We start from the raw sequence: 13194 nt of genomic DNA on the forward strand, positions 1-13194 counted from the left end.
AGATGATGTACGCGAGATCCTGCGGCCCCGACCGCGGCGCGGGGTCGGTGTCGGCGTGCGCCGCGATGGTGTCCCAGTCGGCGTCGATCAGCACGTGCGCGGCGGTGCCGGGGAGCCGGTCGGCCAGGTGCGACTGCGTGACGACCAGCGGGGCGCGGGTGTCGGAGAGCATGAACTCCAGGCGGGCCGCCGGGTAGTCCGGGTCGAGGGGGACGTAGGCGGCGCCGGTCTTCATGACGGCCAGGAGGGCCACGATCATGTCCGGGCCGCGGTCCACGCACACCGTGACGAGGTCGCCGGCGGTGACGCCCCGGTCCATCAGGTGGTGGGCCAGCCGGTTTCCCCGGGCGTTCAGCTCGGCGTACGAGAGACGGGTGTCCCCGAAGAGGACGGCCACGGCGTCGGGGGTGCGGGCCGCCTGGCGCTCGAAGAGCGCGGTGACGGTGGTGTCGTCCTCGTACGGGACGGTGGTGTCGTTGAAGGTACGGAGGAGCTGCTCCCGCTCCTGCGCGCCGAGGACGTCCAGGTGTCCGACGGGGCGGTCGGGGTGGGCGAGCGCCGCGGCGAGGAGCGTGACGTAGTGGCCGGCCAGTCGCTCGACCGTCGAGCGGTCGAACAGCTCTGCGGGGTAGGCGAGTTCGCCGGTGAGGCCGCCGTCGGCCGTGGGGGTGAGGACCAGCGACAGGTCGCACACGGCCGTCTGCGGGGCGGCGGACGCGGTGTGCGGGGCGGCGGTGGCGTCGTGGAGCGCGTACATGACCTGGAAGAGGGCGTTGCGCGAGAGGTCCCGCTCGGGGGCCAGCTCCTCGACGATCCGCTCGAAGGGAAGATCCTGGTGCCCGTACGCGTCGCGCTCCGTCTCGCGCACCTGGGCGAGGAGTTCGGTGAAGGAAGGGTTCGCCGCGAGGTCCGCACGCATGACCAGCGTGTTCGGGGACTCCTCGTCGGCGTGAGGCGCGGGGGTGCCGACCGCGATGTCGTCCTGCCGCGACCAGCGGGACAGCAGCACCTGGAGGCCCGCGAGGCCGGCCGTGAAGAGGGAGGCGTCCCGGTCGGACGCCAGCTTCCGCAGGCCCTCCGCCGTGGCGGCGGGAACGGCGAAGCGGACGGTGTCGGTGACGCCGGGATGGCTCAGCGGCCGGGGCCGGTCCGTGGGGAACTCCAGGGGTTCCACCCCTGCCAGCCTTCGCCGCCAGAATTCCCGCTGTCGGGCGAGGGTGTCGGCCGAAATCATTTCCATGGAGAGCGTCACGTCATCACCGATCCGGTATCGAAAAGCGCAGCGCGAGAAGCGCCGGGAACAGGGCGGAGACACGCCGGGCGGGCATGGCGAAGAAAGCCTCGGCGTGAAGGGGAATTGCTACCGTCGGTGCGAGCCGGAGCTCCGTCCACCGGGGATGTACGAGGTCAGGGCGGCTGCCTACGACCCTCTTGCTGTCGTTTCCGATCCGTCGGCCGAGTCCGAGAAGGCGGCGGAAATCCGTGTCGCGCGGCGGTCATGGGACGGCTCGCGGTTCACTTGACTTCCCCCCTTCCTCGTTTCTCGTTCTCGTCCGACGGCGTGCAGACATCAGCATGCGGACAGCCGACACTGCCTGGTCATCTCCGGGGAGCTGCCCCGGTGATCACAGTTTTGCGTTCTCCCGGGGCGGGCGAAAGACATGGCCGCTGGACGGAAACGGCACCGACATGAACCGTCCTGACGCGGCCAGGATGCGGAAGCTCCGGATCACCGGGATGCTGGGGGCGTCGGCTTTTCGTGAGGAGGACAACTGATGTCCATGCTCGACAAGCTCAAGGGCATGATCAAGGGCCACGAGGACACCGCGCGCCAGGGCGTCGAGAAGGCGGGCGACGCCGTCGACGCCAAGACGGGCAACAAGTACCAGAGCCAGGTCGATACGGCCCAGCAGAAGATCAACGAGCAGCTGGGTACGCAGGACCAGCAGCCGCCCGCGAGGGAGTAGGCCTCCCGTAGGAGCCGGAACGACCGACGAGGCCCCGGGGTGCGTACCCCGGGGCCTCGGTCGTTCGGAGGGACTTCTGCTCTGCTAGCGCGGCGCCGTGTCGTCCGCCGGGAAGGCGGGGCCGTGACCGGGGACGATGACGTCCGCGGCGGCGAGGACCCGGAGCCGGGAGTCGCGCAGGACCGTGTGGTCCGGGGCGACCGGGTCGTCCACCGGGCCGTTCGGCCGCCACCAGAGGTCGCCCACGAAGGCGACGACCTCGGTGTCGGTGCCCGCGAGGAGCGTGATGTCCTCGCGGCTGTGGCCGGGCGTGCGGATCAGCCGCAGCGACGGGGTGAGTTCGTGGCCCTCGGCGTCCCGGTCGGTCCACTGGTCGTTCTCGTAGATCGCCTTGTGGTCGTGGACGCGCGCCTGGCCGAAGAGGCCGACGTTCATGGTGTTGTCGGGGTGGTGGTGGCTGAGGACGACATCGGTGATGTCGTCGGGGCCGAGGCCCAGTTCGGCGAGCGGGCCGAGGATCCGGTCGCGGCCGGCGACCATGCCGGGGTCGACGATCACGTGCCGGTCGCCGTCGTGGACGTAGGAGACGGTGGCGGCGACCCCGGGGCCGGTGGAGAGGGTGTAGCCGGTGGTCAGGACCGTGTAGCGGGCGGTGCGGCCGAGGGGCGCGTCGTCGTTGGTGTTCATGACCCCAAGTCTTCGCTTCCGGCGGCCTCTTCACGAGTGGCCGTGCTGCCAGCGATCGCGTGAATCGTGCCAAGCGGGAATCGTGCCACGTGGCAGACTCCTTCCGTGCCGCCCTTCGTGACCGTCGCCGCCTATGCCCCGTCCGGTGTCGGCATGCTCGGCGCCGGCATCGTCTCCGAGGTGTTCGACTTCCGCGGACAGGGCTTGCCGCGCTTCGACTTCGCCCTGTGCACCGACCGGCCCGGCCGGGTCCGCACCGATGTCGGGCTGCCGCTCGTCGTCGAGCACGGCCTGGACCGGCTCGCCTCGGCCGACCTCGTCATCGCCCTGCCCTGGAACGACTTCCGTACGCCCCCGGCCCCCGCCGTACTCGACGCGCTGACCGCCGCCCACGGGCGCGGCGCGCTGGTCGCGGCCCACTGCGTCGGCGCCTTCGCGCTCGCCGCGGCCGGGCTCCTCGACGGGCGGCGGGCCACCACCCACTGGCGGTTCGCGGGCCTCCTGGCCGAGCGCCACCCGGACGTCACCGTCGACCCCGACGCCCTGTACGTCGACGAGGGCAGCGTCGCCACGGGCGCGGGCGCCGCCGCCGGCTTCGACCTGTGCCTGCACCTCCTGCGGCGGGAGTACGGCGCCACCACGGCCAACGCCATCGCCCGGGACCTGGTGCTCCCGTCCCACCGGGACGGCGGCCAGGCCCAGTACCTGGCCACCCCCGTCCCCGAGGACAGTCAGGACGAGCGGCTCTCCGGGGTCCTCGACTGGGCCCGCGAGCATCTCCACGAGCCGCTCCCCGTCGCCGAGCTGGCCCGCCGGGCCCTGATGAGCCGGCGTTCCTTCGCCCGCCGCTTCGCCGCCTCCACGGGCACCACCCCGCACGCCTGGCTGCTCGGGCTGCGCCTCAGCCGCGCCGAGGAGCTCCTGGAGACCACGGACCTGCCGGTCGAGGAGATCGCCCGGGCGGTCGGCTTCGGCAGCGCGGCCGTGCTCCGCGCCCAGTTCGTCCGCCGCCGGGGAGTCCCGCCCCGCTCGTACCGCCGCTCCTTCACCCGCACCATCGGCTGATTCACCCGCACCATCGAGCGCGAGGGCGGCGACGCCGAGGAGGTGTTCGCCGCCACCATGAAGGAGGCCGTCGAGGCCGCCGGCCGGTTCCCGCGGCTGCGGAGCCGTATCGAGGCGGCCGGCGCGGAGAGCACCGGGTACGCCGACGCCCCCGACGACACCTTCGCGTACGGGCTCACCGCGCTGCTCGACGGCCTGACGGCCCGTCTGCCGGGCTGACCGGCCCTGCCTGCAACCTGACCGGCCCGTCTGCCGGCCTGACGGTCCGCCTGCCGACGGGACCGGTGCGCCCGCGCACCGGGACCCCGTCCCGACGCGCCGGGCGGTGTCCCCCGTCCGGACGCGCCGCCGTGTCCCCCGTCCGGACGCGCTCCGCTTGTGGGAGGCCCTCGCGCGACCGAGCTTGAGGTCAGCGTGCGATCACAGGGAGGGCTCCGCACATGAGCAGCATCGACACACCGGCCGACGTACCCAGGCCGCGGGCGGCGACACGGCCGGCGCCCACCACGCTCACCTGGGTGACCCTTGCCCTGATGACTACCGCGTCGGTGGCGAGTCTGCGGGCCGCGCCCACCATGGCCGTCTACGGCCTGGCCTGCGTGTTCCTCTATCTCGTCCCGGCGATCGTGTTCCTGCTGCCGACCGCGCTGGTCTCCGCGGAGCTCGCCTCCGGCTGGAACGGCGGCGTGTACCGGTGGGTCTCGGAGGGCCTGTCGAAGCCGCTCGGATTCCTGGCCGTGTGGTGCCAGTTCGCGATGACGATCTTCTACTATCCGAGCCTGCTCGGATTCGTCGCGTCCACCATCGCGTACATCATCGACCCAGCGCTCGCCTCCAACGGCCCGTACACCGCGATCGTCATCGTGGTCCTCTACTGGTCGGGCGTGTGGGTCTCCTCGCGCGGCACGAAGGCACTGGCCGGACTGGCCAGTGGGGGCCTGATCATCGGCACCCTGATCCCCGGCACCCTGCTGGTGGTCCTCGGCATGGTCTTCCTCGCCCAGGGCAACCCCTCGGCCGCCCCGATGACCGCCTCGAACCTCCTCCCGCAGTGGACGGGCCTGGCCAGCCTCGTCCTGATCGTCAACAACTTCCTGTCGTACTCCGGCATGGAGATGAACGCCGTGCACGTCTCCTCGCTCAAGGACCCGGCGAAGGAGTACCCCAAGTCGATGTTCCTGGCGATGGGTCTGGTGCTGCTGATCTTCATCCTGCCGGCGCTCGCCATCAGCTGGGTCGTGCCCGCCGACCAGCTCAGCCTCACGGCAGGCGTGATGCAGGCGTTCGACGCCTTCTTCTCGTACTTCAACATCGGCTGGCTCACCCCGATCGCCGCCGTCGCCCTGGTGTCCGCCTCCCTCGCCGGCATGCTCACCTGGCTCGCGGGCCCCTCCAAGGGCCTCCTTGAGATCTCCCGCCAGGAGGGCTACCTGCCGCCGTTCCTTCAGAAGCTGAACAAGAACGGCATCCAGCAGAACATCCTGGTCACCCAGGGCATCGTCACCACGATCATCGCCCTGGGATACGCGCTGATCCCGAACGTCTCCAGCGCCTACTGGATCTTCTCGGTCATCACCACACAGGTGTACCTGATCGTCTACCTGCTGATGTTCGCCGCGGCGATCCGGTTGCGGAAGACCCAGCCCGACCACCCCCGCGGCTACCGCGCACCCGCGCTGCGCGTGCTGTGCGTCGTCGGTCTGCTCGCCTCGCTCGCCGCGCTGTGCATCGGCTTCGTCCCGAGCTCCCAGTTCGGCAGCGGCAGCGTCTGGGCGTACATCGCCATCGTCGGCGGCGGCCTCGTCATCCTGGGCTTCCTGATCCCGTGGGCCTTCCTGAAGTTCCGCAAGCCGAGCTGGAAGACGGCCCCCGTCACCGCTTCGAGCGAGGGAGAGCAGGCATGAGTCCCACCCGCTTCGCCTCCGAGCACAAATGGGTCTACTGGGGCGCGATCGCGATCCTCGTCGGCCTCATCATCACCGGCCTCATCCGCTATACGAGCGTGAAGAGGGACAACGAATCCCTCTCCAAGGCCAACCAGCTCCAGGACGCCCTGCTCGAAGCCGGCTACTCCGCGCCCCCCGACACCGACACCATCGAGCGGCTGCTCGGCACGGACGGCGGCCAGGTCTGCGAGGATCCGGGCAGCGCCCTGAAGACGGCGCTGTGGAAGATCCAGCAGTCGAACGGGGCCACCGGCCCCGGGATGCGGCCCGTTATCACCGACACCAAGGCTGTCGAAGCCGAGCGGATCGTCCTCCAGGTCTACTGCCCCGACGAGCTCGACGACTTCGAGGACGCCCTGAACGACCTCAAGACCGACGACACCGTCCGCCGGTGAGGCACGCGGCATGACGGCTCCGATACCGGAGCAGCAGCAGGAGAACCACGACCCCGACGCCCTCCACGGCTTCCTCCGTGAACTCACCCGGTTCACGCTGCGGTTCAGCGGGGAGGGCGCGGAGGGGGTCGACCGGGTCGTCCGGGGGATCGCCCGGACGTACGGCGGGCGGGCCGAGACGGTGCTCGTCGCCGACGGGGCCGTCCTCTCGGTGACCGCCGGGGGCCGCACCCTCACCTCGACCGTCACGGCCTTCCCCGACGTCGCACGGCTCGACCGGGTCGTCGCCCTCAAGGAGTTCGTCGAGCGTCTGCGGGACACCCGGCCGGCCCTGTCCGAGGCGGCGGCCGGGCTCCGGCGGATCGAGACGCTGCCCTCCCCGGTGCCCCGCTGGGCCCGGGGCGTCGGCATCGTGCTGTTCTCCCTCGGGTTCGCGCCCGCCGTCCAGCCGACCTGGTACGAGATCGGCACCACCGCCCTGCTCGCCGCCCTGGTCGCGGCGCTGACCGTCCTGTCGGAGCGGCGCCCGCGCCTCGCCCGCGTCCTGCCGCTCGTCGCCGCCACCCTGGTGTCCCTGGTGACCCTGGGGCTGCTCCGGCCGGAGCACGGCCACGGCGGACCCGTACTGATCATGCTTCCGGCGCTGTTCTTCTTCGTGCCCGGCGACCTGCTCAGCGCCGCCACCGCCGAGCTCGTCGGCGGCTTCCTGACGACCGGCGCCGTCCGCCTCGTCTACGCCCTCGTCCTGCTCCTCCAGCTGTACGTGGGCGTGCTCATCGGGGTCGCCGCCACCGGCACCTCGACCGACGCGCTCTTCGACACCGCGCAGGACACGGACCTGTCCCGGTGGGTCGTGGTGGCGAGCTGGGCGGTGTTCACACTGGGCCTGATCCTCGCCTTCGAAGTGCCGTGGCGGCTCGCGGGCTGGGTGGTCGGCCTGGTCTATCTGGCGCTCGGCGTGCAGGCGGCGGGCACGGCCCTGGCCGGGGAGGTCGTGGGCACCTTCGTCGCCGCGGCGGCCCTCGCGGCCACGGCGGACCTGCTCGCCCGGCCGCCCGGACGGCCGCCCCGGCTCGTCCTCTTCCTGGGCGGCCTCTTCACCCTCACCGTCGGCTCGCTCGGCCTGCGGGCGCTCACCTCCCTGGCCGGCGGTCACGTCCTGCACGGCTTCCACGACCTCATGGACTTCGTCACGATCGTCACGACGATCGCGGTCGGCCTGCTCGCGGGCGCGGCGCTCGTACCGGCCCGGGGCCTTCAGGCCTGATCGGCGCTCTCCGTCGGCTCCTCCGCCAGGAAGGCCGTCACCGCGAGGGCGAAGAGCAGCGCGAGGGCGAGTCCGACGACGACCCAGCCGGTGGGGTGCGGCCAGAAGACACAGGCCGCGGCGGCCCCCGCGACCAGGATCCAGGTGATCCAGGTGCGGTACCGGCGGACGAAGGGGCCGACGGGGCCGAGGCGCATCCCCGCGCGGTCGGCGGTGGCGCGGGTGGCGCTGATGCCGGAGTGCCAGAGGCCGCGGGTCAGGACGGCGGGGCGGCTCGGCCCGGAGAGCCAGGCGGCGAGGGCGACCAGCACGCCGAGGACCGCGTACACCCGTACCGAGGTGCGGAGATAGCGGATCAGGGTGTCGTAGACGGAGCCCGCCGCGGCCGGGGAGACGCCGACGGGGAGGGCATTGAGGTAGACCGGGCGGAAGACGGTGAGCGCGGCGCCGAGGACGATCGCGGCGAAGGCGACGCCGAGGGCCGCGGCGACCAGGGTGCGGCGCCGGCGGGCGGCGAGCAGCACCCCGCCCGCGACGAGGAGGACGGCGATCACCGGCAGCCACACGCCCATCAGCTGGAGCAGGGAGAAGCCGGTCTTCACCTTGCCGATGTCGTCGGACCTGAGGATCGTGAAGTCGGTGTGGATCTCCGGGATCTTGGCGGCGACCGTGAGCCCGGAGTCGACGAGCCGCTCCTTCACCCGGTCGATGACCGGCGCCAGGTCGAGGGTCACCGAATCCGTCTCGATCTTCACGGCGCCGTCGTCGCTGCCGGTCAGGGCCCGGTCGACGGAGGTGTGGATCGCGCGGTTGGCATCGGTCCAGAGGGTCGCGAAGGCCTGGGAGCCGACCACGTCCTGCGCCCGGTCGCGGACGAAGCTGGCGACCGAGCTCTCCAGGGAGCCGCCCAGCCTGCCGAGTGCCTTCTGCACCAGGGGCCGCTGGTCGGGCGCGACGCCCTCCAGGAGGGAGGCCAGGTCGATGTGGTCCATGACGGCGTTCGTCACCCGGTCGGTGACGGCGGCCTGGACGGCGGGGTCCTCGGCGAGCGGGGCGACCGTCTGCACGTACCGGTCGGTGTCGCCGACGATGTCCGAGGTCCAGGAGGCGACGATGCCCAGCGGGACGAGGACGCAGCCGATGACGATCAGCAGGGCCGCGCAGAAGGAGCGGAGGCGGTGGCGGGGCGATGGGGCGGCGGCGTGGTCCGCTTCGAGGGCGGCCACCCGGGCCCGGAGCGCGGCGATCTCGTCGGCACGGTCACCGGAAGCGTCCATGGCACCAACCCTCCTGAAGGGATAATTCAGGCAATTCTCCGTGGGGTGGGTGCTTTTGTCGCTCCGAGAGGTACGGAAGACGGGCAGGCGGAGGACCGCTACCTGACCGTCGTACGGCCCCATCCGCGATCATGCGGTCATGAATCTGCCGCGTTGCGCCGTACTCGACGACTACCAGGGCGTCGCCCTCTCCTCCGCCGACTGGAGCCCGCTCGCCGGGCGGGTCGAGGTCCGCGTCCTGCGCGAGCACCTCACCGACCGGGACGCGCTCGTCGCGGCCGTCGAGGACTGCGAGTTCCTCGTCGTCATGCGCGAGCGGACCCCCGTCGACGCCGCGCTCCTCGACCGGCTCCCCCGGCTCCGGCTGATCGTCACCTCCGGGCTGCGGAACGCCTCCGTCGACGTCGCCGCCGCCCGCGCCCGGGGCATCACGGTGTGCGGCACCGCCAGCAGCTCCGAGCCGCCCACCGAGCTGACCTGGGCCCTGCTCCTGGGCCTCGCCCGGCACGTACGGACCGAGGCGCAGGCGCTGCGCGAGGGCGGTCCCTGGCAGTCCACCGTCGGCGCCGACCTGGCCGGCCGGACCCTCGGCCTCGTCGGCCTCGGCAAGATCGGCGGCCGGGTCGCCCGGATCGGCCTCGCCTTCGGCATGGACGTCCACGCCTGGAGCCCGAACCTGACGGAGGAGCGGGCCGCCGAGCACGGCGTACGGCTCGCGAAGGACCGGCGGGAGCTGCTCGGGAGCAGCGACTTCGTCTCCCTGCACCTGGTGCTCTCCGACCGCACCCGGGGCCTGATCGGGGAGCCCGAGCTGCGGGCGATGCGCCCGTCCGCGTATCTCGTGAACACCTCGCGGGCGGGGCTCGTCGACGGCGGGGCGCTGCTGCGGGCGCTGCGCGAGGGGTGGATCGCGGGGGCCGGGCTCGACGTCTTCGAGACCGAGCCGCTGCCGGCCGACGACCCCCTGCGGACCCTGCCGAACGTCCTGGCCCTCCCTCACCTGGGATACGTGACGGAGGGCAACTACGGCCGCTACTTCGGGCAGGCGGTCGAGGACATCGAGGCGTTCCTGGCGGGCGCCCCGGTGCGCGAGCTGAGCTGAACCGGGGCCGAGCCGGGCCGGAGCCTGACCGGGGCCGGGCCGGGGCCGGGGCCGGAGCTGAGCCTGGCCGGAGCTGAGCCTGGCCGGGGCCGAGCCTGGCCGGGGCCGAGTTCGGCCCCGGCCAAGGGTGTCTCAGGCCGCCGGGACCGTCTCCCTGGTCGCGGCGGCGCGCACGGTCTCGGGGGCGAGCAGTCGCTGCGCCAGAGTCCCGAAGGCGACCGCGAAGACCGCCCACAGGACCGCCTGGATCCCGAGGGTGGCGAGCCGGAACTCCCACAGCACGGCGGCCGGGAAGCCGGCCTGCACCGCGTCGTCGTTGCCCGGCAGGAACGCGCAGGCCACGGCGACGGCGACGGCGAAGCCGGCCCCGGCGACGAGGGTCGCGTTCCAGTTCCCGAGGCGCGGGGCGAGGCGGCGGCCGAGGACGACCGCGGCGACGCCGAGCAGGACGCTCAGCAGGATCATCAGGAAGAAGAGCGTGGTGCGCTTCCCGATGGTGTCCGGGTTGCCGACAGCCGGCGGGGTCGCCGGGTACTTCAGGAACGGCACGAGGTAGACGGTGGTGAAGGCGGCGGCCGCGACGAGCGCGGCGGTCGCCTTCGGCGTGAACCGGCCGACGCGCCCGAGGACGAAGGCGAACGCGAGGGAGGCGATGCCTCCGAGCGCGACGCCGTAGACGAGGACGCCGGTGGCCAGGCCTGCCGTGGACTGGACGGCCCGGCTGACGAGCTCCTCCTCTTCCGGCTCCGCGGCGGCGGCCGCTCCGTGGCCCGCGTGCTCGGCCGCCGCGGCGGCCTCCTCGACGGCGATCGAGGCGTCGACGGACGGCTCACCGGCGACGTACGCGAGGGCGAAGGCGAACAGTCCGGCGATCAGGCCCGCGAGCATGCCGCGGACCAGCAGTCTCCCCACGACGGAGGACTTGGTGTCGTTCATGTGCGTGAGCTCCTCTACCGCGTTCAGTGGCAGGGGAAGCCGAGCAGATGACGGCCGTCGTGGACCCACTCGTGGACATCGCTGCCCGCGAAGACGGAGAGGGCGCCCTGCTCGGCGCCGACGAAGTAGAGCGCGACCAGCGCCAGGAGCCCGGCGAAAAGGGCCCAGGGCAGCACGGTGCGGACCGGCAGGGAAACCGGCAGCACGACAGGGGTGGTGGGGGTGACGGACGGGGCGACGGCCTCGGCCATGGCGGTACCTCCTCGGGAACTCGCGTCCCAGTACGGTGGTGCGCGACGACGGTCGTCGGGTCTGACTCACCGGGTCCCGGGGATGCCGGGCCGGCTCACAGTGGCGCGACCGTGCCGGTTTTGCACCGGACTTCCGTGTCGCCGTCGTCGGTCTCTGGAATTGTCGCCGTGACCGTACCGCGCCCGTCGGACCGCGCCAAGGGCGTACGGACGGACGACCGACCACTGAGGGATGTATCACCTGTGAACACGCCCCCGAACACGCCCCCGAGCGCCCCTACACGCGCCCCCTCGCACGGTCCGTCGCACGCGCCTCCGCCGGAGCGGACCGTGCGGCTCGTCCTGGTCGCCCCGGCCATGAGCGCGGCCCAGCGGGAGGCCCGCTTCGACGACGGCTCCGCGGTGGAGCCCGTGCGGGCCGATCCGGTGTGCCTCGGGAGGTCGGCCCGGGTCCTCACCTCGCCTTCCCCGCGCTGCCGGGGCACGGCCGAACTCCTCGGCCTGACGGGGGCCGAGGAGGTGGCGGCGCTCGCGGGGTGCGCGATGGGCCGGTGGCGGGGCCGCAGCCTGGACGAACTCGCCGCCGAGGAGGCGGAGTCGGTCGCGGCCTGGCTCTCGGACCCGGACGCGACCCCGCACGGCGGCGAGTCCCTGCGGGCCCTGCGCGCGCGGGTCGCCGACTGGCTGGGCGCCCTGGAGTCGGGCCGGGTCTGGGCCGTCGTCGAGCCGGACGTGATCCGGGCGGCCGTCGCGCACGCCGTCGGCGCGCCGGAGGCCGCCTTCTGGCGCCTGGACGTGCGCCCCTTGTCGTCGGTCGAGCTGACGGGCCGCGCGGGCCGCTGGAACGTCGGCCTCGGCTCCGTACTGAGCCGGGGCACCGGCCCGACGGAGCCGGTCAGCTGAGGCTGGTACGGGCGAGCTCCAGGAACTCCGCCTCCGTCAGGCCCAGTTCGCGGGCCTCCGCCGCCGCCTCGCGCAGCCGGGAGACGAGCCGGGCGCGGTCGGGGGCGGCGACGCCGGGGACGATGACGGCACCCCGGCCCCGGCGGAGCTCGATGAGGCCCTCCTCGCGCAGCCGCTGGTAGCCGCGGAGCACGGTGTGGACGTTGACGCCCAGGGAGTCGGCGAGCTCCCGGGCGGCCGGGAGGCGTTCGCCGGGCTCGGCGGAGCCGTCGGCGAGCGCCCCGCGGACGCAGGCGGCGATCTGGTCGCCGAGGGGGACGGAGGAGGCCGGGTCGACGCGGAAGAGCACGGTCAGACCTTCCCATGCCGCTCGACCAGCGTGTTCAGGAGGGCGGCGGCGGTGCGCGCGTCGGGCACGGTCACCGCGAACTCACGGCCGCCGTCCCGCCGTACGACGAGGGCCTCGCCGGAGCGCAGCACCACGCCGGTGCGGTGGGCCCGCACCCGGTAGCCCCAGCCGCCGAAGTCCCCGACGGCGTCGATCTCGCGGACGCTCGCGCCCTCGACGCCGTCGAGCGGGACCCGGACGCGGGGGCGGGGGGCGAGGGCGGAGCGGACGGTGAGGCCGTGCCGGTCGACGGTGACCCGGACGCGGGCGAGGGCGAGCCCCGGCACGCCGATGACGAGGCCGAGCAGGCCGAGCAGGGCGTCGGGCCAGGTGGCGACGAGCAGGGTGACGGGGGCCGCGGCGAGGGCGAGCACCGAGAGGACGGTCAGCGCCCGGGAGCCGGTGTCCTTGGACCAGCGGGCGGTCTCGCCGGAGGCGAGCGGGAGCCGGGGGCCGTCCGCGGCCGGTCCGTCCTCACCCTCCTGACCAGGGACCGGCGGCTCCTCCGGGACGAGCGAGGTGAGCGCCCAGCCGGCGCCGGCGGCCACGACGGCGACCGCCAGGGCCACCCCGAGATCCATGCCGGGAGAGAAGACCACAACCTCGAACTCGTCGACGCGGTTGGCGCGGAGGAGCTGGACGAGGAGCCCGCCGGCGAAGCCCGCGGTGGCGAAGGCCGCCCACAGGTACCGGCGTCGGACGAAAGCGGTCCAGCCGGCGGCGAGGCCGAGGAGCAGGGCCGTACTGATGAGGACGTAGGCGGTCGGGCCGGTCCAGCCGTCGGCCTCTCCCCCGACGGAGAAGTGGGTGGCGAGTTCGGCGGGCAGCTCGTCGCGCCAGCGGGCGAAGAGCAACAGGTGGACGGCGAGGGCGAGTACGAAGGGGAGCGCGGCGAGCGCGCGGAGACGAGGCGTGGCACGGTTCATGAAAACCTCCATTGTTCGCACTCTACTAGAACAATGCGGATTGCGTGCGGATGATCTCCGAGATGCGCGCGCTCCGCACCCGCT

15 protein-coding genes are annotated in these 13194 nt (G+C 73.0%); 8 read left to right on the forward strand and 7 right to left on the reverse strand.

Annotated features, from left to right (window positions below; genetic code table 11):
* On the reverse strand, nucleotides 1-1174 hold a 1174-nt coding region (locus tag SGA01_RS37100), incomplete at its 3' end, for an AMP-binding protein (protein WP_255325362.1).
* A gap of 601 nt (nucleotides 1175-1775) precedes the next feature.
* Here SGA01_RS37100 and SGA01_RS37105 point away from each other — a divergent pair.
* A complete protein-coding gene (locus SGA01_RS37105) occupies nucleotides 1776-1967 on the forward strand; it encodes an antitoxin (RefSeq protein ID WP_141302513.1) in 192 nt (63 codons plus the stop codon).
* Nucleotides 1968-2051: 84 nt separating this feature from the next.
* Here SGA01_RS37105 and SGA01_RS37110 read toward each other — a convergent pair whose 3' ends face one another.
* The gene (locus tag SGA01_RS37110; protein WP_055642585.1) at nucleotides 2052-2654 is read right to left on the reverse strand and encodes an MBL fold metallo-hydrolase; all 603 of its coding nucleotides are present in this window, start codon (nucleotides 2652-2654) and stop codon (nucleotides 2052-2054) included.
* 153 nt (nucleotides 2655-2807) lie between these two features.
* Between SGA01_RS37110 and SGA01_RS37115 the strand changes: the two genes are divergently transcribed.
* From SGA01_RS37115 to SGA01_RS37135, 5 genes are all read left to right on the forward strand, one after another.
* Nucleotides 2808-3719, forward strand: a complete 912-nt coding sequence (locus SGA01_RS37115) for a helix-turn-helix domain-containing protein (RefSeq protein WP_141302560.1) — start codon at nucleotides 2808-2810, stop codon at nucleotides 3717-3719.
* Nucleotides 3720-3761: 42 nt separating this feature from the next.
* Nucleotides 3762-3938, forward strand: a complete 177-nt coding sequence (locus SGA01_RS37120; protein ID WP_229918490.1) for a TetR/AcrR family transcriptional regulator C-terminal domain-containing protein — start codon at nucleotides 3762-3764, stop codon at nucleotides 3936-3938.
* Nucleotides 3939-4159: 221 nt separating this feature from the next.
* A complete protein-coding gene (gadC, locus tag SGA01_RS37125) occupies nucleotides 4160-5623 on the forward strand; it encodes a glutamate/gamma-aminobutyrate antiporter GadC (protein WP_141302514.1) in 1464 nt (487 codons plus the stop codon).
* Complete coding sequence (locus SGA01_RS37130; RefSeq protein WP_141302516.1) at nucleotides 5620-6060, forward strand: hypothetical protein; 441 nt, start codon at nucleotides 5620-5622, stop codon at nucleotides 6058-6060. The genes gadC and SGA01_RS37130 overlap by 4 nt, the downstream gene beginning before the upstream one ends.
* Before the next feature lie 10 nt (nucleotides 6061-6070).
* Nucleotides 6071-7327, forward strand: coding sequence for a threonine/serine exporter family protein (locus SGA01_RS37135; RefSeq protein ID WP_141302518.1), 1257 nt, complete (start codon nucleotides 6071-6073; stop codon nucleotides 7325-7327).
* On the opposite strand, the gene SGA01_RS37140 is transcribed toward SGA01_RS37135, so the two are convergent.
* Entirely contained in the window at nucleotides 7318-8604 is a 1287-nt protein-coding gene (locus SGA01_RS37140; protein WP_141302520.1) for a hypothetical protein, read from the reverse strand. The two genes, SGA01_RS37135 and SGA01_RS37140, sit on opposite strands and share 10 nt — an antisense overlap.
* A 139-nt stretch (nucleotides 8605-8743) precedes the next feature.
* Between SGA01_RS37140 and SGA01_RS37145 the strand changes: the two genes are divergently transcribed.
* Nucleotides 8744-9706 carry a D-2-hydroxyacid dehydrogenase family protein gene (locus SGA01_RS37145; protein ID WP_141302522.1) on the forward strand — a complete coding sequence of 321 codons (963 nt, stop codon included), beginning with the start codon at nucleotides 8744-8746 and terminating at the stop codon, nucleotides 9704-9706.
* Nucleotides 9707-9838: 132 nt separating this feature from the next.
* Here SGA01_RS37145 and SGA01_RS37150 read toward each other — a convergent pair whose 3' ends face one another.
* Both SGA01_RS37150 and SGA01_RS37155 read right to left on the reverse strand, forming a co-directional pair.
* On the reverse strand, nucleotides 9839-10642 hold the full coding sequence (locus tag SGA01_RS37150; RefSeq protein ID WP_141302524.1) for a CbtA family protein: 804 nt from the start codon (nucleotides 10640-10642) through the stop codon (nucleotides 9839-9841).
* 23 nt (nucleotides 10643-10665) lie between these two features.
* The gene (locus tag SGA01_RS37155; protein ID WP_055642578.1) at nucleotides 10666-10893 is read right to left on the reverse strand and encodes a CbtB domain-containing protein; all 228 of its coding nucleotides are present in this window, start codon (nucleotides 10891-10893) and stop codon (nucleotides 10666-10668) included.
* 330 nt (nucleotides 10894-11223) lie between these two features.
* Here SGA01_RS37155 and SGA01_RS37160 point away from each other — a divergent pair, with 330 nt between their 5' ends.
* Nucleotides 11224-11796: a histidine phosphatase family protein gene (locus SGA01_RS37160; protein ID WP_308699083.1), complete on the forward strand. Its 573-nt coding sequence runs from the start codon at nucleotides 11224-11226 to the stop codon at nucleotides 11794-11796.
* Here the strand turns inward: SGA01_RS37160 and SGA01_RS37165 are convergent.
* Nucleotides 11789-12145, reverse strand: a complete 357-nt coding sequence (locus SGA01_RS37165; RefSeq protein WP_055642577.1) for a GntR family transcriptional regulator — start codon at nucleotides 12143-12145, stop codon at nucleotides 11789-11791. The genes SGA01_RS37160 and SGA01_RS37165 overlap by 8 nt on opposite strands.
* Before the next feature lie 2 nt (nucleotides 12146-12147).
* On the reverse strand, nucleotides 12148-13110 hold the full coding sequence (locus SGA01_RS37170) for a DUF1648 domain-containing protein (protein ID WP_141302526.1): 963 nt from the start codon (nucleotides 13108-13110) through the stop codon (nucleotides 12148-12150).
* Nucleotides 13111-13194 lie beyond the last annotated feature (84 nt).

Source organism: Streptomyces gardneri, from assembly GCF_006539185.1.
Classification (GTDB): domain Bacteria; phylum Actinomycetota; class Actinomycetes; order Streptomycetales; family Streptomycetaceae; genus Streptomyces; species Streptomyces gardneri.

Coding starts and splice junctions, on each gene's coding strand:
- SGA01_RS37105 (WP_141302513.1), top strand. CDS start 1,776: ATGTCCATGCTCGACAAGCTCAAGGGCATGATCAAGGGCCACGAGGAC.
- SGA01_RS37110 (WP_055642585.1), bottom strand. CDS start 2,654: ATGAACACCAACGACGACGCGCCCCTCGGCCGCACCGCCCGCTACACG.
- SGA01_RS37115 (WP_141302560.1), top strand. CDS start 2,808: ATGCTCGGCGCCGGCATCGTCTCCGAGGTGTTCGACTTCCGCGGACAG.
- gadC (WP_141302514.1), top strand. CDS start 4,160: ATGAGCAGCATCGACACACCGGCCGACGTACCCAGGCCGCGGGCGGCG.
- SGA01_RS37130 (WP_141302516.1), top strand. CDS start 5,620: ATGAGTCCCACCCGCTTCGCCTCCGAGCACAAATGGGTCTACTGGGGC.
- SGA01_RS37135 (WP_141302518.1), top strand. CDS start 6,071: ATGACGGCTCCGATACCGGAGCAGCAGCAGGAGAACCACGACCCCGAC.
- SGA01_RS37140 (WP_141302520.1), bottom strand. CDS start 8,604: ATGGACGCTTCCGGTGACCGTGCCGACGAGATCGCCGCGCTCCGGGCC.
- SGA01_RS37145 (WP_141302522.1), top strand. CDS start 8,744: ATGAATCTGCCGCGTTGCGCCGTACTCGACGACTACCAGGGCGTCGCC.
- SGA01_RS37150 (WP_141302524.1), bottom strand. CDS start 10,642: ATGAACGACACCAAGTCCTCCGTCGTGGGGAGACTGCTGGTCCGCGGC.
- SGA01_RS37155 (WP_055642578.1), bottom strand. CDS start 10,893: ATGGCCGAGGCCGTCGCCCCGTCCGTCACCCCCACCACCCCTGTCGTG.
- SGA01_RS37170 (WP_141302526.1), bottom strand. CDS start 13,110: ATGAACCGTGCCACGCCTCGTCTCCGCGCGCTCGCCGCGCTCCCCTTC.